The sequence below is a fragment of the Streptomyces kronopolitis genome, from assembly GCF_014646275.1.
GTDB lineage: Bacteria > Actinomycetota > Actinomycetes > Streptomycetales > Streptomycetaceae > Streptomyces > Streptomyces kronopolitis.
The window spans coordinates 486,004-512,828 of sequence record NZ_BMND01000002.1; the positions used below are offsets into that span (position 1 = coordinate 486,004).

General features: G+C 72.6%; 29 protein-coding genes and 1 riboswitch. Of the genes, 11 read left to right on the forward strand and 18 right to left on the reverse strand.

The genetic code is table 11. The features are described 5' to 3' along the window. Window positions 1-347 precede the first annotated feature (347 nt). A complete protein-coding gene (locus IEY78_RS04070; protein ID WP_189096117.1) occupies window positions 348-1,094 on the forward strand; it encodes a GntR family transcriptional regulator in 747 nt (248 codons plus the stop codon). A 62-nt stretch (window positions 1,095-1,156) separates the two neighbouring features. On the opposite strand, the gene IEY78_RS04075 is transcribed toward IEY78_RS04070, so the two are convergent. Further along, complete coding sequence (locus tag IEY78_RS04075) at window positions 1,157-2,314, reverse strand: ROK family transcriptional regulator (RefSeq protein WP_189096118.1); 1,158 nt, start codon at window positions 2,312-2,314, stop codon at window positions 1,157-1,159. 122 nt (window positions 2,315-2,436) lie between these two features. On the opposite strand from IEY78_RS04075, the gene IEY78_RS04080 reads away from it, so the two are divergent. Then, a complete protein-coding gene (locus IEY78_RS04080) occupies window positions 2,437-2,874 on the forward strand; it encodes a hypothetical protein (protein ID WP_189096119.1) in 438 nt (145 codons plus the stop codon). A 42-nt stretch (window positions 2,875-2,916) separates the two neighbouring features. Here IEY78_RS04080 and IEY78_RS04085 read toward each other — a convergent pair whose 3' ends face one another. The 8 genes from IEY78_RS04085 to IEY78_RS04120 form a co-directional block, all read right to left on the reverse strand. Beyond that, a complete protein-coding gene (locus IEY78_RS04085) occupies window positions 2,917-4,212 on the reverse strand; it encodes an MFS transporter (protein ID WP_189096120.1) in 1,296 nt (431 codons plus the stop codon). 1 nt (window position 4,213) lies between these two features. Further along, window positions 4,214-5,146, reverse strand: coding sequence for an alkaline phosphatase family protein (locus tag IEY78_RS04090; RefSeq protein ID WP_229699690.1), 933 nt, complete (start codon window positions 5,144-5,146; stop codon window positions 4,214-4,216). Between the two features lie 145 nt (window positions 5,147-5,291). Then, on the reverse strand, window positions 5,292-5,849 hold the full coding sequence (gene mug / locus IEY78_RS04095; RefSeq protein WP_189096122.1) for a G/U mismatch-specific DNA glycosylase: 558 nt from the start codon (window positions 5,847-5,849) through the stop codon (window positions 5,292-5,294). Window positions 5,850-5,859: 10 nt separating this feature from the next. Beyond that, window positions 5,860-7,302, reverse strand: a complete 1,443-nt coding sequence (gene purB, locus IEY78_RS04100; protein WP_189096208.1) for an adenylosuccinate lyase — start codon at window positions 7,300-7,302, stop codon at window positions 5,860-5,862. A gap of 102 nt (window positions 7,303-7,404) precedes the next feature. Then, window positions 7,405-8,175, reverse strand: a complete 771-nt coding sequence (locus IEY78_RS04105; protein ID WP_189096123.1) for an SGNH/GDSL hydrolase family protein — start codon at window positions 8,173-8,175, stop codon at window positions 7,405-7,407. Between the two features lie 132 nt (window positions 8,176-8,307). After that, window positions 8,308-9,327: a hemolysin family protein gene (locus tag IEY78_RS04110; RefSeq protein WP_189096124.1), complete on the reverse strand. Its 1,020-nt coding sequence runs from the start codon at window positions 9,325-9,327 to the stop codon at window positions 8,308-8,310. Next, entirely contained in the window at window positions 9,324-10,667 is a 1,344-nt protein-coding gene (locus IEY78_RS04115) for a hemolysin family protein (protein ID WP_189096125.1), read from the reverse strand. Before IEY78_RS04115 ends, IEY78_RS04110 begins: the two co-directional genes overlap by 4 nt. 208 nt (window positions 10,668-10,875) lie before the next feature. Beyond that, window positions 10,876-11,301 (reverse strand): GNAT family N-acetyltransferase, encoded by a 426-nt coding sequence (locus tag IEY78_RS04120; RefSeq protein WP_189096126.1) that lies wholly within the window; start codon window positions 11,299-11,301, stop codon window positions 10,876-10,878. Between the two features lie 621 nt (window positions 11,302-11,922). Between IEY78_RS04120 and IEY78_RS04125 the strand changes: the two genes are divergently transcribed. The 3 genes from IEY78_RS04125 (at window position 11,923) to IEY78_RS04135 (ending at window position 13,326) form a co-directional block, all read left to right on the forward strand. Next, window positions 11,923-12,567: a CAP domain-containing protein gene (locus IEY78_RS04125; protein WP_189096127.1), complete on the forward strand. Its 645-nt coding sequence runs from the start codon at window positions 11,923-11,925 to the stop codon at window positions 12,565-12,567. Window positions 12,568-12,688: 121 nt separating this feature from the next. Next, entirely contained in the window at window positions 12,689-12,958 is a 270-nt protein-coding gene (locus tag IEY78_RS04130; protein ID WP_189096128.1) for a toxin-antitoxin system HicB family antitoxin, read from the forward strand. Next, on the forward strand, window positions 12,955-13,326 hold the full coding sequence (locus IEY78_RS04135; protein WP_189096129.1) for a fic family toxin-antitoxin system, toxin component: 372 nt from the start codon (window positions 12,955-12,957) through the stop codon (window positions 13,324-13,326). The genes IEY78_RS04130 and IEY78_RS04135 overlap by 4 nt, the downstream gene beginning before the upstream one ends. A 68-nt stretch (window positions 13,327-13,394) precedes the next feature. Here IEY78_RS04135 and IEY78_RS04140 read toward each other — a convergent pair whose 3' ends face one another. The 4 genes from IEY78_RS04140 to bioB all read right to left on the reverse strand — a co-directional run bounded on the left by IEY78_RS04140 (window position 13,395) and on the right by bioB (window position 17,529). Beyond that, window positions 13,395-14,066 (reverse strand): class I SAM-dependent methyltransferase, encoded by a 672-nt coding sequence (locus IEY78_RS04140; protein WP_189096130.1) that lies wholly within the window; start codon window positions 14,064-14,066, stop codon window positions 13,395-13,397. Window positions 14,067-14,235: 169 nt separating this feature from the next. Then, a complete protein-coding gene (bioD, locus tag IEY78_RS04145) occupies window positions 14,236-15,165 on the reverse strand; it encodes a dethiobiotin synthase (protein WP_373294054.1) in 930 nt (309 codons plus the stop codon). Next, window positions 15,054-16,358, reverse strand: coding sequence for an adenosylmethionine--8-amino-7-oxononanoate transaminase (locus tag IEY78_RS04150; RefSeq protein WP_189096132.1), 1,305 nt, complete (start codon window positions 16,356-16,358; stop codon window positions 15,054-15,056). The genes bioD and IEY78_RS04150 overlap by 112 nt, the downstream gene beginning before the upstream one ends. Continuing rightward, window positions 16,351-17,529: a biotin synthase BioB gene (gene bioB / locus IEY78_RS04155; protein ID WP_189096133.1), complete on the reverse strand. Its 1,179-nt coding sequence runs from the start codon at window positions 17,527-17,529 to the stop codon at window positions 16,351-16,353. Before bioB ends, IEY78_RS04150 begins: the two co-directional genes overlap by 8 nt. A gap of 156 nt (window positions 17,530-17,685) precedes the next feature. Here bioB and IEY78_RS04160 point away from each other — a divergent pair, with 156 nt between their 5' ends. Continuing rightward, window positions 17,686-18,903 carry an 8-amino-7-oxononanoate synthase gene (locus tag IEY78_RS04160; RefSeq protein ID WP_189096134.1) on the forward strand — a complete coding sequence of 406 codons (1,218 nt, stop codon included), beginning with the start codon at window positions 17,686-17,688 and terminating at the stop codon, window positions 18,901-18,903. A 45-nt stretch (window positions 18,904-18,948) separates the two neighbouring features. On the opposite strand, the gene IEY78_RS04165 is transcribed toward IEY78_RS04160, so the two are convergent. Continuing rightward, window positions 18,949-19,866 carry a LysR family transcriptional regulator gene (locus IEY78_RS04165; RefSeq protein ID WP_189096135.1) on the reverse strand — a complete coding sequence of 306 codons (918 nt, stop codon included), beginning with the start codon at window positions 19,864-19,866 and terminating at the stop codon, window positions 18,949-18,951. 71 nt (window positions 19,867-19,937) lie between these two features. Here IEY78_RS04165 and IEY78_RS04170 point away from each other — a divergent pair, with 71 nt between their 5' ends. After that, complete coding sequence (locus IEY78_RS04170; protein ID WP_189096136.1) at window positions 19,938-20,615, forward strand: LysE family translocator; 678 nt, start codon at window positions 19,938-19,940, stop codon at window positions 20,613-20,615. A 71-nt stretch (window positions 20,616-20,686) separates the two neighbouring features. Here the strand turns inward: IEY78_RS04170 and IEY78_RS04175 are convergent, their stop codons facing one another. From IEY78_RS04175 to IEY78_RS04185, 3 genes are all read right to left on the reverse strand, one after another. Further along, the gene (locus IEY78_RS04175) at window positions 20,687-21,160 is read right to left on the reverse strand and encodes a C40 family peptidase (protein WP_189096137.1); all 474 of its coding nucleotides are present in this window, start codon (window positions 21,158-21,160) and stop codon (window positions 20,687-20,689) included. Between the two features lie 4 nt (window positions 21,161-21,164). Further along, a riboswitch (cyclic di-AMP (ydaO/yuaA leader) is annotated at window positions 21,165-21,355 on the reverse strand. Between the two features lie 288 nt (window positions 21,356-21,643). Beyond that, on the reverse strand, window positions 21,644-21,952 hold the full coding sequence (locus tag IEY78_RS04180) for a hypothetical protein (RefSeq protein WP_189096138.1): 309 nt from the start codon (window positions 21,950-21,952) through the stop codon (window positions 21,644-21,646). A 4-nt stretch (window positions 21,953-21,956) separates the two neighbouring features. Next, window positions 21,957-22,592: an ATP-dependent Clp protease proteolytic subunit gene (locus tag IEY78_RS04185; RefSeq protein WP_189096139.1), complete on the reverse strand. Its 636-nt coding sequence runs from the start codon at window positions 22,590-22,592 to the stop codon at window positions 21,957-21,959. A 57-nt stretch (window positions 22,593-22,649) separates the two neighbouring features. Here IEY78_RS04185 and IEY78_RS04190 point away from each other — a divergent pair, with 57 nt between their 5' ends. Beyond that, window positions 22,650-22,964 (forward strand): type II toxin-antitoxin system Phd/YefM family antitoxin, encoded by a 315-nt coding sequence (locus IEY78_RS04190; protein ID WP_189096140.1) that lies wholly within the window; start codon window positions 22,650-22,652, stop codon window positions 22,962-22,964. A gap of 39 nt (window positions 22,965-23,003) precedes the next feature. On the opposite strand, the gene IEY78_RS04195 is transcribed toward IEY78_RS04190, so the two are convergent. After that, a complete protein-coding gene (locus IEY78_RS04195) occupies window positions 23,004-23,945 on the reverse strand; it encodes a M28 family metallopeptidase (RefSeq protein ID WP_229699691.1) in 942 nt (313 codons plus the stop codon). A gap of 505 nt (window positions 23,946-24,450) precedes the next feature. Here IEY78_RS04195 and IEY78_RS04200 point away from each other — a divergent pair. The 3 genes from IEY78_RS04200 to IEY78_RS04210 are packed head-to-tail and all read left to right on the forward strand — an operon-like array spanning window position 24,451 to window position 26,799. Beyond that, window positions 24,451-24,753 carry an urease subunit gamma gene (locus IEY78_RS04200; RefSeq protein WP_189096141.1) on the forward strand — a complete coding sequence of 101 codons (303 nt, stop codon included), beginning with the start codon at window positions 24,451-24,453 and terminating at the stop codon, window positions 24,751-24,753. A 17-nt stretch (window positions 24,754-24,770) separates the two neighbouring features. Continuing rightward, window positions 24,771-25,085, forward strand: a complete 315-nt coding sequence (locus tag IEY78_RS04205) for an urease subunit beta (protein WP_189096142.1) — start codon at window positions 24,771-24,773, stop codon at window positions 25,083-25,085. Next, the gene (locus tag IEY78_RS04210) at window positions 25,075-26,799 is read left to right on the forward strand and encodes an urease subunit alpha (RefSeq protein WP_189096143.1); all 1,725 of its coding nucleotides are present in this window, start codon (window positions 25,075-25,077) and stop codon (window positions 26,797-26,799) included. Before IEY78_RS04205 ends, IEY78_RS04210 begins: the two co-directional genes overlap by 11 nt. Window positions 26,800-26,825 lie beyond the last annotated feature (26 nt).

The following is a 26,825-nucleotide window of genomic DNA, read 5'->3' on the forward strand; positions in this document are numbered from 1 at the left end:
GGTGCGTGTGCGGTGGCGCGGGGTGTGCACTGACACGATGCCAGCTGAGGCTACTGAGCGGTATGGGGCAGCCGGGACCGGCAACGGGTGATCCCGCGGGGTGGCGGAGCGGCGTACCGGAGTCCGTTGGACCGGTCGGAAGCGGAGCGGCAGGGTCCGGGCGGTGGCCCGGGATTGGTCTTGACCAAGGGTGGGGGCGCCCATATCGTCGGGATACTGCAACAACCTTTCATAAAGCAGCGCCCCGACCGGGCGCGCGGAACGGGCCCCGGCGTAGGGCATGGGTGCGGGCCCGCGGTCCATCGGGGCAACGCCCCGCGGGGTGACGGCCGGTGCGGAGGACAACGGTGGGGACCAGGCAACTCGAAACGGTGCCGGAGCCGAAGTACTGGCAACTCAGGACGGTGCTGAGCGAGGCGCTGGACTCGGAGTTCGCGGTCGGCGAGATCCTGCCCAACGAGCGGGATCTGGCGGCCCGTTTCGGCGTCGCCCGCGCCACGCTGCGGCAGGCCCTCGAACAGCTGGAGCTGGAGGGGCGACTGCAACGCCGCCGCGGTGTCGGGACCATGGTCGCCCCGCCCCGGGTCGGCGTCGCCGTCGAATCCGCCCACCACACCTGGCCCGGCGTCGGCGAGGACGACTGGCTGCCGGTCGACGCCGTCGAGACGGACCAGGTGCCCGCCGCGGTGGCCCGTCTGCTGGAGACGGCCCCCGGCGACCGGGTGCACCTCGTGCGCCGCAGCCGGGTCACGCACGATCAGCCCGTCGCCGCCGAACTGCTCTACGTCCCGTCCGCCGTGGTTCCCGGCTGCGCGGCCGCCGTCCCACCGGGCGCCCAGGCCCGCGCGCGTACGGTCCTGCGCGCGTTGCAGACGCTGGAGCTCACCGGCCGCGAACGCACCGTCGAACTCGGTTCGGCCCGTGCGGAGGACGCCAAGCAGCTGGACCGGCTGCCGGGCGCGCCCGTCCTGGTCGTCACCACCCGCTATGTCTCGGCGGGGCGCACGATGGCCGTCGCGGTCGCCACCTACCGTGCGGACACCTGCCGCCTGACCTTCGGCGAGAGCGACCCGATCGCCCTGCTCGCGGGCTGAGCCGCCGGCGGGGCGGGGCGGTGGTCGCGCACCGGGCAGGGCGGACACCGGCCTCCGAACACTCACTGACGGCTCGTCACTGCACCCTGTACGTCGAAGAGTTCACCCTCCACATGGTCGAGCGCGAGCCGCAGCGCCCCCGTGGCGATGGCCGCCTCGCCCAGCTGTGACAGGACGACCCGGGGCGGGCGCAGGCAGTAGCGCGTCAGTTCCGTGCGCAGTGGCTCCAGTACACCGGCCGGACCCGCCGCCCGGCCGCCGATCACCACCAGTTCCGGGTCGAGCGCCAGCACCAGGGCCGCGACATCGTGCACCAGCCGCCGCAGGAAGCGGTCCACCGCTGCCCGGGCCTGCGCCGCGCCCTCCCGCGCCGCCGCGAAGACCGCCCCTACCTGCTCCTCGTCGAGGGGGTGCAGCGGCGTTCCGGTCGTCGACAGCAGCTTCTCCGGACGCGCCTCACGGCCGAGCAGATGCAGTGCGCCGATCTCCCCCGCGGCGCCGCCGAAGCCGCGGTGCAGCCGTCCGCCGATCAGCGAACCGGCCCCCGGGCTGAGCCCCGCCAGCACGAAGACGATGTCATCGGAGCCGGTGGCCGCGCCCTGCCAGTGCTCGGCCACCGCGGCGGCGTTGGCGTCGTTCTCGACCAGCACCGGGCAGCGGAAGGACCGCCGCAGCCGCTCGCCCAGCCGCAGGCCCGTCCAGCCCGGCAGGGCGGTGCTCAGACGTACCGTGCCGTCCGCCTCCACGATGCCGGGGCCGGCGACCCCTACGGCGCGCAGCGCACTTCGCGGCACGCCGGAGTGGCGCAGCAGCTCGGTGACCAGGGCGCGCACCTGCTCCAGTCGCTCCTCGGCCGGTGCGGTCTCCGCCACGGGCCGTTGTGCGCTGTCGCGTACCCGGCCGCCCAGGTCGGAGAGCAGTGCCGCGACACGGTGCGGGCCGATCTCGATGCCCAGCAGATGGCCGGCCTCGGTGCGGAACCGGAACCGGCGGGCGGGCCGTCCCTGTCGGCGCGTCGCACCCGCCCCGGCGGCGGCCTCGGCCACCAGACCGGCCTCGATGAGCCCTTCGACGACGCCCTCGACCGTGGGCCGGGACAGGCCGGTGGCGCGCACGAGATCGGTGAGTGTGGGGGAGTCGGCGGCGCGCAGCGCGTGCAGCACCACCGTGGAGTTGATCCGTCGCAGCAGGGACGGGTCCCCGCCGGTGAGCCGCCCCAACGTCCGCTCCCTCGCTCGCCGTGTGGGCGGATCGTAACCGGACGTGCGGTGCGCGGCGAGTGCCGCGAGCGCGGTCCGTCCGCGGGGAGTCAATTGTCAGACCCGGACGGTTTACTGAGGGCATGACGCTGGATGAGCAGCTGACGGCCATCGACCTGTGGCGCGCGCGGGACTTCCCGGCCGGGCGGGTCCGTTCCGCCATGGCCGAGAGCGGGCCGGGCTTCCATATAGCCGCGCTGCGGACCGGCCCGGATCTGTGGGACGTGGACCCGGCCGAGGCGGCGGAGGTCGAGGAGGAGTTCGCGGACGGGCTGACGGCGCTGGTGCAGGCCTTGTCCTTACGGTGGGGGCCGGCCGAAGTGGTCGATCTCACCGCTCATTTGGAGCGGCAGGCACAGGGCCTGCCGGTCCGTCCGCCGCTGGACACGCTCTGCGGCTATGTCCCGCGGATGCACGGCTGGCGGGTGCGGGGCCGGTGGATAGGCGTGGGGGTGGGGCAGGGCGGTCCGGAACTGCCCTGCCAACTGCTGGTGGCGGTCGGGGAGGAGCGGGTGGCGTAGGAGGGGGGCGGGGCGGGTGCGAAGGAAGCACGGCTTCGGCCGTCACGGGGGAGTGGCGGGAGCCGGGGCCGGGGTGGCGTGGTGCAGCAGGCGGGCGCTCAGGGCCGCGGCGAGGGCGAGGCCGAGGGCGGCGGCCAGTACGGCGGTGCGGTCGCCCCACGCGGTCCAGGCGGCGCCGAAGGCGAGCGAGCAGACGAAGCGGGCGGCGGTCTGGCTGGTCTGCACCAGGGCCAGACCGCTGCCCCGGACCTCCTCGGGCACCGCGTCGGCGGTCGCGGCCGCCAGCACTCCGTCGGTCGCCGCGTAGAAGGCACCGTGCAGCACCAGCACGGCACAGACCAGCGGCGGGCCGCCGGCGAGCGGGGCCGTCAGCAAGCCGTAGGCGCACAGCAGCGCCAGATGCCCGGCCAGGAACAGCCGCCGGCGGCCGAGCCGGTCGGCGACCGCCCCCAGCGGCACGGCCAGCAGCAGGAACGCCGCGGCCGTGCCCAGCGGGAGCAGCGGGAACCACCCGGCCGGCAGGTCCAGCCGTCGTTGCAGGGCCAGATAGAGGAAGGAATCGCTGACGGTGGTCAGCCCCAGCAGCACCGCACACGCCGTCAGCCGGCGCACCTCCGACCGGCCCAGGAGGGCGCGCACCGGCATCCGCGGCCGGACCGGGGCCCGTTCACCGGTGCGCCGGGCGGTGTCCCGGGCGCGGCCGGGGACGAACAGCACGAGCACCAGCACGCCCAGTACGGCCACGCAGAAGCTGACCGTGAACACCGCGTCGTAGCCGTCCGTGGCCGCCCGCAGCAGCAGGAACGCGACCAGCGGTCCGCCCAGCGCGCCGGCCGTGTCCATCGCCCGGTGCACCCCGAAGGCCCGCCCGCGCACGGCCGGTTCGGCCGCCAGCGAGATCATCGCGTCCCGTGGGGCGGTCCGCAGTCCCTTGCCGGTGCGGTCCACCGCCAGCACCGCACCGATCAGCGGCAGCGAGTGCACCATCAGCAGCAGCGGCTTGCACAGGGCGGACAGCCCGTACCCCACCGCGGCCACCGCCTTGTGAACGCCGCCCCCGTCCCGGTCCGACACCCGCCCGCCCACCAGCCGGACCAGCGCGCTCACCCCGTTGTAGACCCCGTCCAGCACCCCGAACCCCAAAGGGGACAGCCCGAGTTCGGCGACCAGATAGAGCGGGAGAACGGCCGTGATCATCTCCGAGGAGACGTCGGTGATCAGGCTCACCGTGCCCAGGATGAGCACCGTGGAGGGCAGCGCGGCCACGGAGCGCCGCACCCGGGAGGGCCGCCCGACCTCCGCCGGAGTGGCGGCGGCCGGGCGGTCTGCGAGATACACCTCAGCTCGCCCAGATGCCGCTGATGTCCTTGGCGTCGGCGGCCTTGCCCGCGTGCGCGGTGCCGTACATGTCCTCCAGGGTGCGCAGCACGTCGTAGTGGTTGTAGGTGGTGGGGGAGGTGGCGCCGGGCTTCACCGGCTGGCCGTACAGCACGGTGGGGATGCGGTTGCCGCTGAGCCGGTTGTCCTCGTCGAAGGTGAGCAGCAGCAGGCTGTTGTGGGTCCGGGCCCAGTCGGCATAGCTCTTGAGGTGGTTCTTGAGCCAGGTGTCACCGCTGGACACCGAGCAGTCGTGCATGTCGCCGCACAGGTTCGGCACCACGAACGACACCGTGGGAAGCTGCGAGAAGTCGCCGGGGAACGCGTCGAAGGTGTGCGCCGAGCCGGTGGGGACGTTGCTGAAGCCGAACCACGGGTTGTGCTTCTGCGCGTAGCGGCCGCTCTTGCAGGTGGTGGAGCCGTCGGACGGCAGCGATTCGTTGTAGCTCGCCCAGGACTTGCCGGCCGCGGTCAGCTCGGCGGCGAGGTTGGGGGCGTCGCTGAACCCCGGGTCGACGCAGCTGTCGTCGGTGACGCCCTGGGTGTCCCCGGAGAAGAGGGCGTAGTAGTTGGGCTGGCTGGGGTGGGTCTCGGCGTAGGAAGCGGTGAGGCTGGCGCCCCCGGCGGCCAGGGAGTTGATGTACGGGGCGCTGGAGCTGCCGATGACCTGGCCGTAGGCGTGGTTCTCGAAGACCACCACGACCACATGGTCGGGGGTGGGCACGGCGGCCGCGGCCGGCTCGGCGCCGAAGCCGGTGCCGGCCCGGAGGGCGAGGCCGGCCGCGGCGAGCCCGAACGCCGCGGCGAGCGCACCGGCCCGGTGGCGGCGTGAGCGGCGGAGAAGAGAGGTGGAGGGGGAAGCCGTGGGGGAAGCCGAGGAGGACGGAGCAGGCACGGGAGCCTCCGTACGGGGGAGGTGGGGGGTGCGGGCGGCGACAGCGTAGAGCTGACGCCGTGACATGTACACGCCTGTCGAATGACGCGCGGGGGAACAGCGGACGAGCGGCCGATGCCGCCGCGCACCGTCGGCCCCGGGAGTCTCAGCCGTCGTCCTCCGTCGCGAACGCCGCGGCGCGCAGCCGTCCGTACTCCTCCGCCAGCGCCTGCGGGGTCCAATGGGCGTTCAGCCCGCTCGGGTTGGGCAGGGCCCAGATACGGGTCTCGCCCAGCGTGCGCTGCTGCGGTCCGATCGCGGCGCGCTTGTCGTCGAAGGCGAGGCGATAGGCGGTGACACCGGCGACCGCGAGCCAGTGCGGCCGCAGCCGGGCCACCTTCTCGGCGAGCAGCCGGCCGCCCTCGCGGTACTCCTCCGCGCTCAGCTCGTCGGCCCTGGCGGTCGCCCGGGCCACGATATTGGTGATGCCCAGGCCGTGCGCGAGCAGTTCCTCCTGCTCGTCGGGCCGCAGCCGGCGCGGGGTGAAGCCGGCGGCGTGCAGGGCCGGCCAGAAGCGGTTGCCGGGCCGCGCGAAGTGGTGGCCGGTGGCCGCCGTCATCAACCCCGGGTTGATCCCGCAGAAGAGCACGCGCAAGCCGCTCGCGGCCACGTCGGGGACGAGGCGGTCGCGAGCGGCTGCCAGCTCTTCGGGAGTGAAACGCATGGCGGTCGCGTCAGAGGATGGCGCCCGGCGTGTACGCGGCGGCCTGCGGGTGCTGCTTGGTGATCTCCTCGATCCGGGCGACGACGGACGCCACCTGGCCGGCCGCGGCACCGGTGAACGAGAGCTTGTCCGCCATCAGCGCGTCCAACTGGGCCTTGTCCAGCGGGATCCGCGCGTCCGCGGCCAGCTTGTCCAGCAGCTCGTTGCGCTCCGCGCCCTGCTCGCGCATGGCCAGCGCCGACGCGACCGCGTTCTCCTTGATCGCCTCGTGCGCCTCCTCGCGGCCCACGCCGGCCCGCACGGACGCCATCAGCACCTTCGTCGTGGCGAGGAAGGGCAGGTAGCGGTCCAGCTCGCGGGCGATGACGGCGGGGAAGGCGCCGAACTCGTCGAGCACGGTCAGGAAGGTCTCCAGCAGGCCGTCGAGCGCGAAGAACGCGTCCGGCAGCGCGACCCGGCGCACCACGGAGCAGGACACATCGCCCTCGTTCCACTGGTCGCCGGACAGCTCACCGGCCATCGAGGCGTAGCCGCGCAGGATGACCATCAGGCCGTTGACGCGCTCGCAGGAGCGGGTGTTCATCTTGTGCGGCATCGCCGAGGAGCCGACCTGGCCGGGCTTGAAGCCCTCGGTGACCAGCTCGTGCCCGGCCATCAGCCGGATGGTCTTGGCGATCGACGACGGGGCGGCGGCCAGCTGCACCAGCGAGGTCACCACGTCGTAGTCCAGCGACCGCGGGTAGACCTGCCCGACGGAGGTGAAGGCCTGGCCGAAGCCGAGGTGCCCGGCGATCCGCTGCTCCAGCTCGGCGAGCCTGGCCGCGCCGTCCGGGCCGCCGCCCAGCAGGTCGAGCATGTCCTGGGCGGTGCCGACCGGGCCCTTGATGCCGCGCAGCGGGTAGCGCGTGAGCAGGTCCTCCAGCCGGGCGTAGGCCACCAGCAGTTCGTCCGCCGCGGTCGCGAAGCGCTTGCCGAGCGTCGTGGTCTGGGCGGCGACGTTGTGCGAGCGGCCGGCCATCACCAGCTCGGCGTGCTGCGCGGCCAGCGAGCCCAGGCGCGCCAGCACGGCCACCGTGCGGTCGCGCATCAGCTCCAGCGACAGTCGCACCTGGAGCTGCTCGACGTTCTCGGTCAGGTCGCGGGAGGTCATGCCCTTGTGGACCTGCTCATGGCCGGCGAGGGCGTTGAACTCCTCGATGCGGGCCTTGACGTCGTGCCGGGTGACCTTCTCGCGCTCGGCGATGGAGGCCAGGTCGACGTTCTCCAGGACCCGCTCGTAGTCGGCCGGCGCCTGCTCGGGGACCTCCACCCCCAGGTCCTGCTGCGCACGCAGCACGGCGAGCCACAGCTTCCGCTCCAGCTTGACCTTGTACTCGGGGGACCACAGCACGGCCAGCTCCGCGGAGGCGTAGCGGCCGGCCAGGACATTGGGGATGCGAGGCTTCGCAGACACAGCAGTCACGTGGTCAGAGTCTACTGGCGCTTTACGCAGGCCAGCGCCCCGGTCCCGGCTGTAGTTTCCTCCAAGCCGAGCGCGGCCGCGGCGGCCCTCCCGTCAGACCTCGTACGGCAGCAGCTCGGGCCGCTTGGCCGGGCGGCCGTCCCCCGAGGACCGGCCGGTGAGCCGGCGGCCCATCCACGGCACGAGATGCTCGCGGGCGAACCGCAGATCCGCGGTGCGCCGGGCGCCCCAGCCGGGCGGTGCGGCGCTGGGCAGCGGGGCGTCCCAGTCGTCCCCGGCCGGCAGCCCGAGCGCCTGCCACACGGCCTCCGCCACCCGGCGGTGCCCCTCGGCGTTCAGATGCAGCCGGTCGTCGGCCCACAGCCGCGGATCGGACAGCGCCCGCGACCCGTAGAGGTCCACGACCACCGCCCCGTGCCGCGCGGCCACCTCGTCGAGGTGTGCGAACAGCCGCTCCATCCGCGGCCGGAAGCGCTCCAGCACCGGACCCTGCCGGCCCGGACTGCGCATCAGCACCAGCTGTCCACCGCCCCTGGCCAGCAGGGCCGCGCCCTCCTCGAACCGCGCGCAGACCTGCGCCACGTCGCAGCGCGGCCGCAGGACGTCGTTGAGCCCGCCCACCAGGGTCACCAGATCGGCGCCCATGGAAGCGGCCGGGCCGCACTGCTCGTCGGCGATCTGGCCGATGAGCTTGCCGCGCACCGCGAGATTGGCGTAGCGGAATCCGGGTGAGGAGGCCGCCAGCCGGGCGGCGAGCAGATCGGCCCAGCCGCGGTACGAGCCGTCCGGCAGGCCGTCCGACATGCCTTCGGTGAAGCTGTCGCCGACCGCGACGAAACTGGTGTAGCGGGCATTCATCTCCATGGCGCGGTGATCCTACCGCCCGGCCGTACCGCGCGGTATGGCCGGGCCCCCGGGAGCCGCCCGGTGCCAAGAGCGCACGGCGGGAAAAGGAACGGGAGGGGCACCCGTCGGCGCCCCTCCCGCTCCCGCCCGTCAGGCCGCGGGCTGTTGCAGCACCAGCTCCCGCAGCACGTCCTCCATCGTCACCAGCCCGGCCAGCCGCCCGTCCTCGCCGATCACCGCGGCCAGATGGGTACGGGAGCCGCGCATCGCCGTCAGCACGTCGTCCAGCAGCGTCGCCGCCTTGACCCGGGCGATCGGCCGCAGCGCCGACACCGGGAACGGCTGCCGGCGGGGGGCGGCGTCCAGGGCGTCCTTGACGTGCAGATAGCCGAGGATGCGCTCGGTGTCGTCGACGACGGGGAAGCGGGAGAAGCCGGAATCGGCGGCCAGCTGCTCCAGCCCCTCGGGGGTGATCCCCATCCGTGCGGAGACGACCCGCTCGACCGGCAGCACCACGTCCCGGACCGGGCGGCGGCCCAGCTCCAGGGCGTCCCGCAGCCGCTCCTGGGCCCGTTCGTCGAGCAGCCCGGCGGCCCGGGAGTCCTCGACCATCTTCGCGAGCTGGGCGTCCGAGAACGTCGCGGCCACCTCGTCCCTGGTCTCCACCCGCAGCAGCGCGAGCAGCCCGTTGGCCAGCGCGTTGATCGCGAAGATCGCCGGGCGCAGCGCCCTGGTCAGCGCGACCAGCGGCGGCCCCAGCAGCAGCGCGCTGCGTACCGGTTCGGCCAGCGCGACGTTCTTCGGCACCATCTCGCCGAAGAGCATGTGCAGATAGGTGGCCAGCGACAGCGCGATCACGAACGAGATCGGCTGGTTCAGCGCGGACGGGATCCCCACCGCGTGGAACACCGGCTCCAGGAGATGGGCGATGGCCGGCTCGGCCACCACACCCAGCACCAGCGTGCACAGCGTGATGCCCAGCTGGGCGGCCGCCAGCAGGGCCGAGACGTGCTGCAGACCCCACAGCACGCTGGCGGCCCGCCGGTCACCGCGCTCGGCGAACGGCTGGATCTGACTGCGGCGCACCGAGATCAGCGCGAACTCGGCGCCCACGAAGAAGGCGTTGACGACCAGCGTCAGCAGGCCCACGAACAGCTGTAGCGCGGTCATCGGCCGGCCTCCGTCTCCCGCTCGTCGGTGCTTCCGGGCAGCGGCGCGTGCAGCAGCACCCGCGCGGCGCGGTGACCGGTGGCGTCGAGCACATCCATGGACCAGCCGGCCACCTCCAGGCTGTCGCCGGCCACGGGTATCCGGCCCAGCGCACTGGCGATCAGACCGGCGAGGGTCTCGTACGGGCCCTCCGGCAGTCGCAGGCCGATCCGTTCCAGCTGGTCGGTGCGGGCGGCGCCGTCGGCCTGGTAGAGCGCGCGGCCCTCGGCGTCCGCCCCGGCCGGTGCCAGATCGGGGGTCTCCATCGGGTCGTGCTCGTCACGGACCTCGCCGACGACCTCCTCGACGATGTCCTCCAGGGTCACCACGCCGGCCGTTCCGCCGTATTCGTCGATGACCACGGCCATCGTGCGCTTGCCGGAGAGCCGGTCCAGCAGCCGGTCCACGGTCAGCGTCGTGGGGACCAGCAGCGGCTCGCGCACCAGCTCGGAGACCGGATGGCGGGGGCGGCGTTCGGCCGGGACGGTCAGCACGTCCTTGATGTGCGCCACCCCGACGACGCTGTCCAGGCTGCCGCGGTAGACCGGGAAGCGGGACAGTCCGGAGGCCCGGGTCGCATTGGCCACGTCCTCCGCGGTGGACTGCACCTCCAGCGCCATCACCTGCACCCGCGGGGTCATCACGTTCTCCGCGGTCAGATCGGCGAGGCTGAGGGTACGGACGAACAGCTCGGCGGTGTCGGCCTCCAGCGCGCCCTCATCGGCGGAGTGCCGGGCCAGCGCCACCAGCTCCTGCGGGCCGCGGGCCGAGACCAGCTCCTCGGTGGGCTCCAGGCCCATCCGGCGGACCATGCGGTTCGCGGCGTTGTTGAGATGGCGGATCAGCGGCCGGAAGAAGGCGCTGAAGCCGCGCTGCGCGGTGGCCACCCGCTTGGCGATGGCCAGCGGGCTGGAGATGGCCCAGTTCTTCGGGACCAGCTCGCCGACGACCATCAGGACGACGGTGGAGATCGCCGTGCCGAGGACCAGGGCCAGCGAGTCCGCCGCCGAGCGGGGCAGGCCCATCGCGTCCAGCGGTCCGGCCAGCAGGGTGGCGATGGCCTTCTTGGACAGCATGCCGATGACCAGCCCGGTGACGGTGATCCCGAGCTGGGCCCCGGAGAGCTGGAAGGTGAGGCTGCGGACGGCCTTGAGGGCGCTGTCCGCGCCCCGCTCGCCGCGCTCGACAGCGCGTTCGAGGTCGCTGCGCTCGACGGTCGTCAGCGAGAACTCGGCCGCGACGAAGACTCCGCAGGCCAGGGTCAGGAGGAGCGCCACGCCCAGAAAGAGCAGGTCGGTCATCGAGTCACCTCCGTCCCATGATCGAGCAGGATCGGGAGGTTCGCGCTATGTCGCCAGGAAGCTCGACAACTGGGAGGTTCGCCCATGGCTGGACGCTCACACACCTTTCGCCGGGGTCGGTGGAGCCTCCATGGTAAAGGATCAGCAAAGTGCGAGCGGGGCTCGTCCGTACCCCGGATGGGCCCCGCTCGCGCGCCGACGGGTGGGCTCAGTCGTCGAGGTGCTTGACCCAGCGGCTCCACTGCGGCTCGGGGGCGTACCCCGCCGCCCGCCAGGCATGGTGCGCCGACTCGTTGCGGTCCAGCACCATCGCGTCACCGCGCCGCCCGCCCAGCGCACGGAACCGCTCCTCGGCGGCCGCCAGCAGCGTGCCGCCGATGCCCTGGCGGCGATGCCCGGGGTGCACGGCCAGCCGGTAGAGGTGGCAGCGCCAGCCGTCGAAGCCGGCGATCACGGTGCCCACCAGTGCGCCATCCAGTTCGGCCAGCAGCAGCGACGCGGGATCGCGCGCCACCAGCCGCGCCACGCCGTCGGTGTCATCGCTGATGCTGGTGCCCTCCGCGGAGTCCTTCCAGAAGGCGAGCACGGCATCGAGGTCGGCCGGTGTTCCGGCCCGGACGTGAAGATCATTCATGCTCGGATCCCATCACCGGCGGGAGCGCGGTGTCGAAGCCTTTCCGCGATGTGGGCGCCGGGGGCCCGACCCGGCCCGACGTCCCGGCCGGCGCCCCGATTTCCGCGCTGGGCCCGCCGCCCGGCGGTCGCACATTTTCTGTGGCTGGGCCGTAAATAACTTCCCTGGTGCGGAACGGAAACCCGAAGGGCGGCCCGCATATTTCTGCGAAAAGGGGGCGTCGGGCCATGGATATCCGGTTTCGGTGCGCGTGTGGTGGCGGTTTTCCGGCCCTCTTGCTGACGGAATTTCCAGCAAGTCGGGGCTTTGCGTGCTCGCCTCGCTCAACCCGCCTGAAAGAAGGCACAGTTGGGTTTCTGGCCTACCTGGTTCGATCCAGATAACGGAAGGATCATGCTTTCAAAGGTCGGCGAAAGCGGGCATGTTGCTTATTGCGGCCACGCCGGGCAATTTCCGATGCCCGGATCCGCGAAGATCGAGTGGCTGAATGTTTTGTTACGGTAACCCTGTTCTCGGAAAGGGGAGTTCGGTTCGCCGGGCTGCCCGTGGGAGACGCGTGGGCGCCTTTGGGTCGCCCCTTTCCCTTCCGGTTATCCCCCCATGGAGACGATTTAGTTGAACGTGAAATTCTCTTCGTCGAAGCGCGAGGCGCGCGGCACCCACCGGCGCAGGGCCAGGATCATCCCGATCGGCCTCGTGGCCTCGGTGGGCGTCGTCGCCGGATCGCTGGTGGTGTTCAACTCCCAGGACAACGCGAAGGCCGGCGAGGCCTTCCCGCCGGCCGCCCACACCGGCGGTCCCACCGCCGGGCCGAGCGCCCGGCCGTCCGCGCCCGCCACCCCGTCCGCCGCGCCGACGGCTTCCGCGCGGGCCGCCGGCAAGGTCGCGCGCTACGAGGCGGAGATCAACCGGCTGGTCAACAAGGCCCGGACCGAGCACGGTTGCGCGCCCCTGCACCGTGACCCCCGCCTGGACCGGGCGGCCCGTCTGCACAGCCAGGACATGGCCGCCCACGGCTTCTACGCGCACACCGCCCCCAACGGCAAGGGTCCCAAGGAGCGCATGGAGGCACAGGGCTACGACGACGCCTCGGCGGAGAACATCGACGCCTGGCCGACCACGCCCAAGAACGCCTTCGACGCCTGGATGCACAGCCCCGGCCACCGGGCCAACATCCTCGCCTGCCACTCCAAGGCCACCGGCATAGGTGTCGCCCTGGGCGGCAAGCTCCGGGCGTACTGGACTCAGGACTTCGGTTACAAGTAGAGGACGGCCGTGCGGGGTGCCGCACACCGCACGGGTGCCGCCCCGCACGGCATCCCGCGCCGGGCCTGCCCGAAGCCGCTGTTGCTTGCCGCTGCTAGCACCCCCGCGCTAGCTTGGAGGGGTGGCGAAGACACAGCTGAACGTCCGGGTGGACGAGGCCACTGCCGAAGCGGCGCGGGCGCGCGCTCTGCAGCGGGGGGTGAGCATGAACCGCTACATCGAGGAACTCGTCCTGAAGGACGCCGGAGAGATCGGCCAGACCTTCGTCGAGGCCGCCTCCGACTTCATGAAGCAGTACGAGCGGGTCTTCGCCGAGGAATTCGGCAGGGAACGACGCGAGGCGCCGGACGCGGCGCCCACCCCGCACGAAGGACTGCCGGGCACGACGTGACACTGCGGATCGATCTCGCCTGGCTCCTTCTGATCGCCGAACGGCACACCCCCGGAGACCCCCAGGTCACCGACTGGGGCGCCCTGGTGGCCGCCGTCAGCCGCCACGAGGCCGAGATACTCGGCGTGCCGGTCTACGCCGACCCCCAGGAGCGTGCCGCGTCCCTGCTCCACCTCCTGCTCCGGGTACCGGCGTTGGAGGGCTCGAACGCGATGTTCGCGACCGCGGTCGCCTACGGCTATCTCGTCGCCAGCGGGCTGAAGATCGCCACCTCCCCGGAGCAGGTCCGCGACCTCGCCCGCCTCGTCAAGGACGGCACGGCCGACGTCTGCGCCATCGCGGACGCGCTGCGCACCTGGACCGTCTGAAAGCCTCGCGGCCGTTCGGTCCTCCACCCGGTCCGTTCAGCCCTCGGTCCGTTCAGCCCTCGGTCCGTTCAACCCGTCGGCCGCCGCGCCAGGCCCAGTACGGCCGGCGAGGTCGGCAGCGTCGGCCCGCGCTCCGGCACCTTCAGCCGGCGCACCCGCACCACCTCGAACCCGGCCGCCCGCACCTCGCCCAGCGGATCGCGGCCGGTGTGGCAGCCGCCCATCAGAAGCGGCCAGACCGTCCGGTCCAGGGCCCGCTGCACCATCGCAAGCCCGCGCCCCGCGGCCCGCCCGTGCTCGAAGAACCGCAGCTCACCGCCCGGGCGCAGCACCCGCATCAGCTCCGCCAGCGCCCGCGGCACCTCGTGCACCGAACACAGCACCAGCGATGCCACCGCCGTGTCGAACGCCTCGCTCTTCACCGGCAGGGCCTCCGCCACCCCCGGCACCAGGTCCACCGGCACCTCCGCACGGGCCGCCGCCGACCGGGCCGCCTCCCGCAGCGTGGACTCCGGCTCGATCGCCACCACCTCCGAGACCGTCCCCGGATAGTGCGCGAAGTTCAGGCCCGTGCCGGCGCCGACCTCGATGACCCGGCCGGTGGCGCCCGCCAGCAACTCCCTGCGGAGCGCGGCCACCCCCGCCCGCGCGTCCGCCGCCGGACCGCAGCAGTTCGCGTAGAAACGGGCGAACACCGGGTGGTGGACGGTGCCCTGCGGCACTCTTCTGCGCTGCAACATGACGGACCCCTTCGCCGGCGATGCCCGCTCCTGCCGTCAGTCTCCCCACTGGGCGCCCGAGGACTCCCCGCGAGTCACCCGGTCCGCGGTGCGCACATCCGTACGGGCCGGGGGTGCCGTGCCCGGTCGGGCGGCAACGCCCGGCTCCTCCGCCGAGGCCGTCAGCGGCTCACACCGGGATCCGGAACGCGTCCGAGCCGCCGAGCGCCGGCGCCAGCCAACCGGCCGCCGCGGCACGGAAGGCGTCCGGGGCGAGGGCGCCGGACTGCTCCGGGACCAGGCCCAGGAGCGGGGCGCCGGCCGCTTCCGGGAGGTCGGCCAGGTTGCAGCGCGCGGCCAGATCGGGCGCGGCCGGCCAGCTGCCGATGACGACGCCCGGGGAGCCGAGGCCGTACGAGCGCAGCGCGAGCGCGGTCAGCGCGGTGGCGTTCAGGGTGCCCAGACCCGCCTGGGCGACCACCAGCACCGGGGCCTTCGCCAGCCGCGCGGCGTCGGCGAGGGTGTGGCCGTCCGCGTCGAAGCGGACGAGCAGCCCGCCCGCGCCCTCGACCAGCACCAGGTCGTGCGAGGCGTCCAGTTTCGCGGCGGCCTCGGCGATGTCCTGGGGGAGCACCGGCGGCAGACCGGCCCGTAGCGCGGCCGTGGCGGGCGCCAACGGGTCGGGGAAGCGGGCGAGTTCCAGGGTGGTGACCGGGCCGGCCAGCCGCTCGACCTCCGCCGCGTCGCCCGTCTCGTGCGCCGTGACACCGGTCTGGGCCGGTTTGAGCACGGCCACCGAACGACCCCGGGCGAGCGCCGCCGCGGCGATCGCGGCGGTGGTCACGGTCTTGCCGATCTCCGTGCCGGTACCCGTCACGAACAGCACTGACATGGTGTGTCTCCGACTCTGCGCGGGCCGCCCCGGGGCGGCCGGATGGTTCCTGGTGAAGAGTGCCGGTGCGCGGCGGAGCGGGCCGGATGCCCGGGCCCGCTCCCCCGCACGCGGGGTCAGCCCTCGCGGGCCGCCGCGCACACCGCGGCGCAGATGCGCGCCAGATCGTCGTCGCCGGTGATGTACGGCGGCATGGTGTAGATCAGGTCCCGGAACGGGCGCAGCCACACGCCCTCGCGGACCGCCGCCCGGGTCGCGGCCGCCATGTCCACCTCGTGGTCCAGCTGCACGACGCCGATCGCGCCGAGCACCCGTACCTCGCGGACCCCGGCGTGCTCCGCGGCCGGCGCCAGCCCCTCCCGCAGCCCGGTCTCGATCCGCTTGACCTCCTGCGCCCAGTCCTGGGACAGCAGCAGCTCGATCGAGGCCTCGGCGACGGCCGCGGCGAGCGGATTGCCCATGAAGGTCGGGCCGTGCGCCAGCACCGGCAGGGCGCCGCGGGAGATGCCGTCCGCGACGTCCGCCGTGCACAGCGTCGCCGCCAGCGTCAGATAACCGCCGGTCAGCGCCTTGCCCAGGCACATCACATCGGGGGTGACCCCGGCGTGCCCGGCGGCGAAGAGCGAGCCCGTGCGGCCGAAGCCGGTCGCGATCTCATCGAAGACGAGCAGCACGCCGTGTGCGTCGCAGGCCTCCCGCAGCACCCGCAGATAGCCGGGGGAGTGGAACGACATCCCGCCCGCGCCCTGGACCACCGGCTCGACGATCACCGCCGCCAGCTCCTCGGCGTGCCGGCCGATCAGCTCGCGCAGCTGCGCCGCGTACGCCTCGTCCGGTGCGGCGTCGAAGCCGGCCGGCGGCGCGTCCGCGAAGATCTGCCGCGGCAGCACCCCCTGCCACAGCTCGTGCATCCCGCCGTCCGGATCGCACACCGACATCGGCTGCCAGGTGTCGCCGTGGTAGCCGCCCCGCCAGGTCAACAGCCGCTGCTTGCGCGGCTTGCCGAGCGAGCGCCAGTACTGCAGGCACATCTTCACGGCGACCTCGACCGACACCGAACCGGAGTCGGCGAGGAAGACGTGCTCCAGCGGCTCCGGGGTGATGTCGACCAGCCGCTTCGCCAGCCGTACAGCGGGCTCGTGGGTGAGCCCGCCGAACATCACATGGCTCATCCGCTCCAGCTGGCCGTGCGCGGCCTCGTTGAGCACCGGGTGGTTGTAGCCGTGCACCGCCGACCACCACGACGACATGCCGTCCACCAACTCGTCCCGGCCCTCGACCGGTTCGGCCAGCCGGAGCCGGACCCCGGAGGCCGACTCGACCAGCAGCGGTGCGGTCCGGCCGGGCATCGGCCCGTACGGATGCCACACGTGCTGCCGGTCGAGGTCCAGCAGTTCACCGGGGGAGAGCGGCTCAGGCATTGGGCGGCAGCTCGGTGCCGGCACCCCGGCGGCGTACCGAGACCAGGTCGCGGCGGCTCTCCTCGGGCGGCGCGGGGATGGTGGCGGCCGGCGCCGCGTCCTTGCCCGCGCAGGCGGAACCGGTGGACTCCGCATCGCCGCAGTCCCCGCCGCCGCAGCCGCCCGCACGGCGGTGCTCGGGCAGCGTGGTGGTGTCGGTGCCCTCGACCTCGAAACCGGCGTCCGCGATCATCGCCAGGTCGTCCTTGCCGGCCTGGCCCTCGCTGGTCAGGTAGTCGCCGAGGAAGATGGAGTTGACCAGGTGCAGCGCCAGCGGCTGCATGCTGCGCAGATGCACCTCGCGGCCGCCGGCCAGCCGTACCTCGATGTCCGGGCAGACGAACCGCACCATCGCCAGGATGCGCAGCGCACGCTGCGGGGTGAGGTGCCACTCCTTGGCGAGCGGGGTGCCCTCGAAGGGGATCAGGAAGTTCACCGGGACGGAGTCGGGGTCCAGCTCGCGCAGCGCGAAGACCACATCGACGAGGTCGGCGTCGCTCTCCCCCATCCCGGCGATCAGCCCGGAACAGGCGGACATGCCGGCCGCCTGGGCCTGCTGGACGGTGGAGACGCGGTCCGAGTAGTCGTGTGTGGTGCAGATGTCGCCGTAGGTGGCTTCCGAGGTGTTGAGGTTGTGGTTGTACGCGTCGGCGCCCGCCTCGTGCAGCCGCCCGGCCTGGCCCTCGGAGAGCAGACCGAGGCAGGCGCACACCTCGATGCCCTCGTTCTGCTCCTTGATGGTGGAGATGGTCTTCGAGACGCGCTCCACGTCCTTGTCCGTGGGACCGCGGCCGCTGGCCACCAGGCAGACGCGCTTGGCCCCGCCGGCGACGCCCGCGGCGGCCGCCTTGGAGGCGTCGTCCGGCTTGAGCCAGGTGTACTTGAGGATCTCCGCCTTCGACCCCAGCCGCTGCGAGCAGTACGAGCAGTCCTCGGGGCACAGGCCCGACTTGAGGTTGACGAGATAGTTGAGTTTGACCCGCCGCCCGAACCACTGGCGGCGCACCTTTCCGGCCGCGGCCACGACATCGAGCAATTCGTCATCGGAGGTCGCCAGCACGGCCAGCGCCTCTTCGCGGGTCGGCAACTCGCGCCGCAGCCCCTTGTCCACCAGTGCGTTCAGCAGGTCCATGGCGTTGATCCTGGCCTACGGCACCGCCCCCGGCCAAGGAGGATTCCCACAACGACCCTGGATGGAGGTGTGTGTATCGCCACACCGTGGGCCTGCGGAACGACCGCTAACGTCTATCAACAGCCCACAACCGAGGCCCACGGACGAAGGACGCCGATGCCGCAGGACTCCGCCCCCACGCTGCCCCGCGACAGCTCACCGGCGGCAGCCCCCGCCGAGGCCCGCCGCCCGGCCCACGGCACCGCCTTCGACTGGATCGACGAGGCCCGCGAGGAACGCCGGCGCGCCGGACTGGTCCGCACCCTGCGCCCCCGCCCGGCCGACCACCCGCACCTCGACCTCGCCGGCAACGACTACCTCGGACTCGCCCGGCACCCCGAGGTCACCCGCGGCGCGGCCGCCGCCGCACACCGCTGGGGCGCGGGCGCGACCGGCTCCCGGCTGGTGACCGGCAGCACCGAACTCCACGCCCGGCTGGAGTCGGAACTCGCCGCCTTCTGCGGCTTCGAGGCCGCCCTGGTGCTCTCGTCCGGCTACACCGCCAATCTCGCCGCGGTCACCGCGCTCACCGCCGCCGGCACCCTGGTGGTGTCCGACGCGGGCAACCACGCCTCCCTCATCGACGGCTGCCGGCTGTCCCGGGCCCGCACCGAAGTGGTCCCGCACGCCGACCCGGAGGCCGTCCGCGCCGCGCTCGGCGGCCACGACGGCCGGGCGCTCGCCGTCACCGACTCGGTGTTCTCGGTCGACGGCGACGCCGCCCCGCTCACCGCCCTCGCCGAGGCCTGCCGGACGCGGGGCGCCGCGCTGCTCGTCGACGACGCGCACGGACTGGGCGTCCTCGGTGAGGGCGGCCGCGGCGCGCTGTCGGCGGCCGGGCTGGCCGGCGACGCCGATGTGGTGACCACCGTGACGCTCTCCAAGTCGCTGGGCGCGCAGGGCGGTGCGGTGCTCGGCCCGGCCCGGGTCATCGAGCACCTGGTCAACACCGCCCGGTCGTTCATCTTCGACACCGGCCTGGCCCCGGCGGCGGCCGGCGGCGCGCTCACCGCGCTGCGGGTGCTGGGCCGTGAACCGCAGCGCGCCGCCCGGGCCCGGCAGGTCGCCCGCACGCTGCACGACCGGCTCACCGCGGCGGGTCTGACGGCGGTGCGGCCGGACGCCGCGGTGGTCTCGGTCCGCGCCCCCTCGCCGGAGGCGGCGGTCGGCTGGGCCGCCGACTGCCGCGCGGCCGGACTCCTCGTCGGCTGCTTCCGGCCGCCGTCGGTGCCCGACGGGATCTCCCGGCTCAGGCTGACCGCCAGGGCAGACCTGACGGACGATCAGCTCGACACGGCGGTCGACACGATCCTGGCCACGGCCCCGACCGGCTGACCCTCCGTCAGAACGGACGAACGCCGCCCGCCGCCGTACCCCTGGTCACGGCGCGGGGGAGTGGCGGGCGAAGGCGCCGCGCAGCAGGGCCCGCAGGGTGTCCGCGGCCGGGCTGCCGGCGTCCGGCCGGTGGGCGACAGCGATTCGGCGGCGCAGCTCCGGCGGGTCCAGCCGGCGGACTCCCAGCGGTGTCACCGCGCCCTCCGCGACCATCTCCGGCACCACCGCCACCCCCAGCCCGGCGCTCACCAGCGCGCACGCCACCGCATAGCTCGGCGACTCACAGCGCACCGCCACACTCGCCCCGGCCGCCGCCAGCGCCGCCTCCACCTCGCGCCGGTTGGGGTTGGCCGGGGCCATGCTGACCAGCGGCTGTCCGGCGAGTGCGGCGAGCGGCAGCCGGCCGGAGCCCGCCGACAGGGCATGGCCGGGCGCCGTGACCAGCACCAGCTCCTCGGTCAGCAGCGGTTCGAGGTGCACCCCGTCCGGCGGCGGCATCGCCTCGCCCGGCACATAGACGTGCGTCAGCGCCAGATCGACCTCGCCCACCGCCACCGCCTCGGCGGCCTGCGGCGGCACGTACTCCGTCACGCTCAGCTCCACATCGGGGTGCGCCCGGCGGAAGGCGCTGAGCACGGGCGGCAGCAGATGCGTGCCGGCGGTCATGAACGTGCCGACCCGCAGCCGGCCCCCGGACAGCCCCGCCAGCCGGGACAGCTCGTGCCGCGCCTGCGCCAGTTCGTCGAGCACCCGCCGGGCCCGGACGAGCAGCAGCTCCCCGGCCGCCGTCAGCCGCGTCCCCCGGTGGTGGCGCACCAGCAGCGCCGCCCCCGCCTCCCGCTCCAGCTTGGCCAGCTGCTGGGAGAGCGCGGGCGCGGTGTAGCCCAGTCGGGCGGCGGCCCGGGTGATCGAGCCGGCCTCCGCCACCGCCACCAGTGCGGCCAGTCGTGTGGGGTCGTACATAAGAACCTCTTTAGGCCCTCCCAGAACATTGCCACTACCCATTAAAGGCTCTGACCAGCGAAGCTGCTGACATGGACGGACAGCTGACGGCATTCACGGCAGTCGCCGCGGGCATGGTCACCATGCCGGGCGCGGACTTCGCGGTCGTGGTGCGCAACGCGCTCGACTCGCGGCGCGCGGGGGTGGCGACCGCGTTCGGGGTCGCCGGCGGACTGCTGGTGCACACCGCGCTGGCGGTGGCCGGGCTCGCGGCCGTACTGGTCGCCGTGCCCGCGCTGTTCGGAGCCGTCCAACTGCTGGGCGGGGGCTATCTGTTGTACCTGGGGGCCCGTGCGCTGATCGGGGCGTTCCACCGCCCGGCGGCCACCTCGGACGCGGCCGCCGACGGCACAACGGCCACCGAGGGCACACCGGCCGACACCGGCCAGCCGGCCGCGCCGCTGGGCACCGCGCGGAGCCTGCGCCAGGGCTTCCTGGCGAACGCGCTCAACCCCAAGGCCCCGGTCCTCTTCCTCAGTCTGCTGCCGCAGTTCGTCCCGGCGGGGCAGCCCGCGCTGCCCCGCACGCTGCTGCTGGCCGCGCTGGTGGTGGCGATGGCGCTGGTGTGGTTCCCCGTCGTCGCGCTGCTCGTCGACCGACTGGGCACCTGGCTGCGGCGCCCGCGGGTGGCGCGTGCGCTGCAGGCCACCACCGGAGCGCTGCTGACGGTGCTGGGCGGCGTGCTGCTGGCCGAGGTGGTGCTCGCCTGACTCGCGGCACGCCCCGCACCTCCGGCCGTCCGACCGAAGGGAATTGACGGGTAGTCAGAAGATGGGACAGCTCAGCGCACCCGCCCGTACCAGACCCCGTGGCTCCAGATCCGCTCCAGCCGCACCGTGCTCCCGGCCTTGGGCGCATGCCACATCCGGCCGTTCCCGGCGTAGATCCCCACGTGGTAAATGCCCCTGGTCGAATGGAAGAAGACCAGGTCGCCACGGCGGCGGGCGGCGGCCGGGACGTGCCGGGTGCGGACGTACTGCGCGGCGGCGGTACGGGGCAGGGCCCGGCCGGCGCGCAGGAACGAGTACAGCGTCAGCCCGGAGCAGTCGAAGGCGTTGGGCCCCTGGGCGCCGTAGCGGTAGGGGGCGCCCCGCTTGGAGGCGGCGACCCGCAGCGCGTGCGCGGACACGGACGCGGCCTCCACGTCCCCGGTCGCTCCCGGGGCGATCATCGTTCCGCCGAGCGTGACCAGCGTCAGCGCGGCGACGGTGCCGGTGCGCGCCAGCACACCCGGCGTATGCATGCGCACAGTCATGCGCAAACCCTTCGTCAGCCGCCTGCGAAGGAAGACCTGTCGGGTTCGGGCAGGCGAAGAATGCCCGGCCGTGCGTACGGCTTCACCCCAAGGGGTCCGCCGGCCCGTGAAGGCCGTGGACCCCGTCCTGCTCGGGTCCTCCGCTCCCGCCGGTCCAGAACGTCGACCGGACGTCCGGTACGGCGGCGGGATTAGGCGCCCGTCCGGACCGCCCCGTCGCTGTGGCGGGGTCTTGTCGTCGAAGGGATCCTCACGCACCCGCCGCCCAAACTCCGAGTTGAAAATGCCGTATGTGAGATGGGTCACATTTGGCCTGAATGGTGGGTTTTGTTCCCCCAGGTGTCAGGATCCCGGCCGGCGCACGCCCCGGACCAGGAGCGAAACATTCGGAACCGGAGAAATTGCCGGTGAAGCGGCAATTCGTGGTCACCGCACAACGGCCCTGAGGGCTACGCCGTACGGGCAGCTCCACCGCGTGTCGCGTCAGATCTCCTCGGGCCGCGGCAGCGTCACGAGTCCGGCCCGGCGCTCGCCGTCCAGCACCCGCAGCGCGCGGGTCAGCGTGTCGCGGTGCAGCTCGCTCTCGCCGCGCTGATGCATCAGTGTCAGCGCGTCCCGCAACCCGGCGGCCGTGCCGACGAGCGCCTGGGCGGCCCGCAGCGCGCTGTAGGTGCCACCGCCGCGGGCCGGGTTGATGCGGCCCAGCAGGTCGAGCGCCTCCAGATAGCGGTCGATCAGCTCACCCTCGGCCCGGGTGAGGGCCGGCAGCGGCGGCGGTTCGGGTGGCAACATGCGCTCACCGCCCGGTGGGCGGGTGCGCGGACCGCTTGCGGTCGCGGGTGAGGCCGTCGATCAGGCCGTATTCCTGGGCGCCGCGGGCATCGAAGATCTTGTCGCGCTCGATGTCGGCGGCGATCCGCGCGCGGGGCTGACCGGTGTGCCGCGCGAGCAGCTCCTCCAGCATGTCGCGGGTGCGCAGCAGTTCGTCCGCCTGGATCTGCAGATCGGTGCTCTGGCCCTGGACGGGCTCGTGCAGCGCCGGCTGATGGATCAGGATCCGGGCGCCGGGCAGCGCCAGCCGCTTCCCGGGGGCGCCGGCGGCCAGCAGTACCGCGGCGGCGGAGGCGGCCTGCCCCAGGCAGACGGTCTGCACGTCGCACGAGACGAACTGCATCGTGTCGTAGATGGCGGTCATCGCGGTGAACGAGCCGCCGGGGGAGTTGATGTAGAGCGCGATGTCCTGCTCGGGCGCGGCGTGCTCCAGATGGATGAGCTGCGCCATGACGTCGTTGGCGGAGGCGTCGTCGACCGGGGTGCCCAGGAAGACGATGCGCTCGCCGAGCAGCTTGGAGTAGGGGTCCATCGTGCGCGTGCCCTGGGAGGTGCGCTCGGTGAACTCCGGAAGGACATAACGGGCCGTCGGTGGCAGCATGCCTGCTCCTCTCTCTGTAAAAAATGTACAGGACGTACATCCCGTTAGAATGGGAGCATGGCCTACGAAATTCCGGTGACGCAAGCCCGGGCGGAGCTGGCGGATCTGATCAATCGCGTCGTCTACGGCGGTGAGCGGGTGGTCGTCACCCGCCACGGCAAGCCGCTGGCGGCGCTGGTTTCCGCCGCTGACCTGGAGCTTCTCGAAGAACTCGGGCGGCGTGAGCCGGACGCGGAGGAGGAGCAGGTGATCAGCACGGTCTCGGCCGTGCGGCAGCTCCCGTCCGCTCCGGGCGAACGGCGGCGGTTCGGCATCGCCGCGGAACACCGCGACCCGGCCGCCGGGGATCGGCGACCGGGTCACGGACACTGACGGGTCAGCGCGAGCTGACCGCGGGGTGGTGCGGGTGGGTCAGGAGCTGAGCTCCCAGATCGCGTGGGCGATGGCGTCGGTGTTGGTGTCCAGCGCCTTGTCGTCCAGGTTCTTCGAGGTGTCGCACGACTGGTGGTAGCAGGCGTCGAACGCCTTGCCCGCCGTGCCGCCCCAGTCCTTCGCCTGCTTCTCGGTCTTGATGTAGTCGGCGCCGGAGAACAGGCCGCCGACCGGGATGCCGGCGTCCTTGAAGGAGGCGTGGTCGGAGCGGCCGTCGCCCTCGGTCTCCTTCTCGGTGGCGATCTTCTTCGTGGCGAACCAGTCCTTGAAGACCTTCTCCAGACGGGTGTCGTCGTCGTAGACGAAGTAGCCCGGGTTGGGGGAGCCGATCATGTCGAAGTTCAGATACGAGTCGATCTTCGACTTGTCGGCGCCGAGCTTGTCCACATAGGCCTTCGAGCCGACCATGCCGTCCTCCTCGTCGCCGAACCAGGCGAAGCGGAGGTGCTTGGTGGGCTTGAGGTTCGCCTTGGCGACGGCGAGGGCGACCTCGAGGATGCCCGCCGAGCCGGAGCCGTTGTCGTTGATGCCGGGGCCGGCGGGGACCGAGTCCAGGTGGGCGCCGGCCATCACGGTCTTGCCCTCGTCGCCGCCCTTCCAGTCGGCGATGAGGTTGTAGCCCTTGGCGCCGCCGTTGTCGAACTCCTCGACCTTGGTGGTGAATCCGGCCTTGTCCAGCTTTTCCTTGACGAAATCGATGGACGCCTTGTAGCCGGCCTTGCCGTGGGCGCGGTTGCCGCCGTTGGCGTCGGCGATCGACTGCAGCTGGTCCAGATCGCCCTTCACGGCCTTGACGTCGATGTCCGGGGCCTCGGCCGACGCGGGGCCGGCGTAGGCGCCGGCCGCGGTGAAGAGGGTGGCGGCCAGCGCGGTCGCGGCGCCGGTGGCCAGCGCGGCCCGGCGTATGTGTGCCTTGTTCACGGTATGGGCTCCTGGTGTGGGGGGTTGGTACGGAGCTTTGTTGATGCGCACATGAGAATTGCGATCACTTTGCCAATCGTCAAGGGCCCGTATCGGACAGGGGAGTTCACGGACCGGGACATTTCTGTCATGTGTCGTTGATGCGGAGGGGTGGGGTGCGGGGGTGTCCGTCCCCGTGCTCGTGCGCGGCCCGGGAGGGGCGGATCGTGGCGCCGGGAGGCGGGTCGAGGGGCGTCCGGCGGGCCGGTGGGATGTCGGCGGGGCGAGGCGCCGTGTGTCCGCGGTGTTACGGCGGCCGTATGAAAGGAGGCCGACGCGTACCCGGCTGTCACGCCGACGAAATCTCGCCGAACTAGTCTCCTGACGTGGGGCTCTTGATGGCCAACTGCTGGAAGTCGGTTTGCTCTCCCTTTAATTGCTGCGTGGTACATCTATCGACACGGGTGTGCCCACGCCTGTGACCTGGGCGTATGTGTCCGGGCAGGAAGACCTTGAGGTGGAACGTATGCAACTGACCCCGCATGAACAGGAGCGCCTGATGATTCATGTGGCGGCCGACGTGGCTGAAAAGCGCCGCGCGCGGGGAGTCAAGCTGAACCACCCCGAGTCGATCGCGCTGCTGACCGTGCACCTCCTCGAAGGGGCCCGGGACGGCTGTACGGTCGCCGAGCTCATGTCCTCCGGCCGCAAGGTGCTCACCCGCGACGAGGTCATGGAGGGCGTCCCCGAGATGATCCACGAGGTGCAGGTCGAGGCCACCTTCCCCGACGGCACCAAGCTCGTCACCGTTCACGAACCCATCAACTGACCGCGGGAGCCCAGAAGATGATCCCGGGACAGATCCTGCCCGCCGACGAGCCGGTACGCCTCAACGAAGGCCTCCCCCGCACGCGGATGACCGTCCTCAACGCCGCCGACCGCCCCGTGCAGGTCGGCTCCCACTACCACTTCGCCGAGGCCAATCCCGGACTGGACTTCGACCGCGCGGCCGCGCACGGCAAGCGGCTGAACGTCGCGGCCGGCTCCGCCGTGCGCTTCGAGCCCGGCATCCCCACCGAGGTCGAACTCGTCCCCCTCGGGGGCAAGCGGATCGTCGAGGGCCTGCGCGGCGAGACCGGAGGCACTCTCGATGTCGTCTGAGCTGACCCGTCAGGCGTACGCCGACCTCTTCGGACCCACCGCCGGCGACCGGATCCGGCTCGCCGACACCGACCTGCTCATCGAGATCACCGAGGACCGCTCGGGCGGGCCCGGCCGGGCCGGTGACGAGGCGGTCTTCGGCGGCGGCAAGGTGATCCGCGAGTCGATGGGGCAATCCCGCGCCAGCCGCGCCGAGGGCACCCCCGACACCGTGATCACCGGCGCGGTGGTGCTGGACCACTGGGGCATCGTCAAGGCCGATGTCGGCATCCGCGACGGGCGGATCACCGCCCTGGGCAAGGCCGGCAACCCCGACACCATGGACGGCGTCCACCCCGACCTGGTCATCGGCCCCGAGACCGAGATCATCGCCGGCAACGGCAAGATCCTCACGGCCGGCGCCATCGACACCCACGTCCACTTCATCTGCCCCCAGCAGGCGGACGAGGCGCTGGCGTCCGGCGTCACCACCCTCATCGGCGGCGGCACCGGACCGGCCGAGGGCAGCAAGGCCACCACCATCACCCCCGGCGCCTGGCACGTGTCCCGGATGTTCGAGGCGATGGACTCCCTGCCGGTCAACGTCGGACTGCTCGGCAAGGGCAATACCACCTCGCTCGCCTCGATGCGCGACCAGCTGCGGGCCGGCATCCTGGGCTTCAAGATCCACGAGGACTGGGGCGCGACCCCGGCCGTCATCGACGCCTGTCTGACCGTCTGCGAGGAGAGCGGCGCCCAGCTCGCGATCCACACCGACACCCTCAACGAGGCCGGCTTCCTCGGTGACACCCTCGCGGCCATCGCCGGCCGCTCGATCCACGCCTTCCACGTCGAAGGCGCCGGCGGCGGCCACGCGCCCGACATGATCGCGATGGTCTCCGAGCCGAACGTGCTGCCCGCGTCCACCAACCCCACGCGGCCGCACACCGTCAACACCGTCGAGGAACACCTCGACATGCTGATGGTCTGCCACCACCTCAACCCCGCCGTCCCCGAGGACCTGGCCTTCGCCGAGTCCCGGATCCGGCCCTCCACCATCGCCGCCGAGGACATCCTGCACGACCTCGGCGCCATCTCGATCATGGCCTCCGACGCCCAGGCCATGGGCCGGATCGGCGAGGTCGTGCTGCGCACCTGGCAGACCGCGCACGTGATGAAGCGGCGCCGCGGCCCGCTGCCCGGCGACGGCCGTGCGGACAACCACCGCGCCCGCCGCTACGTCGCCAAATACACCGTCAACGCGGCCCTCGCCCAGGGCATCGACCACCTCGTCGGCTCCGTCGAGGACGGCAAGCTCGCCGACCTCGTGCTGTGGGACCCGGCGTTCTTCGGCGTCAAACCGCAACTGGTCCTCAAGGGCGGCCAGATCGCGTACGCGCAGATGGGCGACGCCAACGCGTCCATCCCCACGCCGCAGCCGGTCCTGCCGCGCCCGATGTTCGGCGCCACCGGCAAGGCGCCCGGCAGCAACTCGGTCAACTTCGTCTCCCCGCAAGCACTCGATGACGATCTCCCCGGGTGCCTTCCGCTGGCGAAGCGCTACGAGGCGATCCGCTCCACCCGCGGCGTCACCAAGGCCGAGATGCGGAACAACGACGCCCTGCCGCGCGTCCAGGTCGACCCCGACACCTTCACGGTGACCATCGACGGCGAGGTGGTCGAACCCTCCCCAGCCGCCGAACTGCCCATGGCCCAGCGGTATTTCCTCTTCTGACATGGAGTCGATGAACCGCCCCGCAC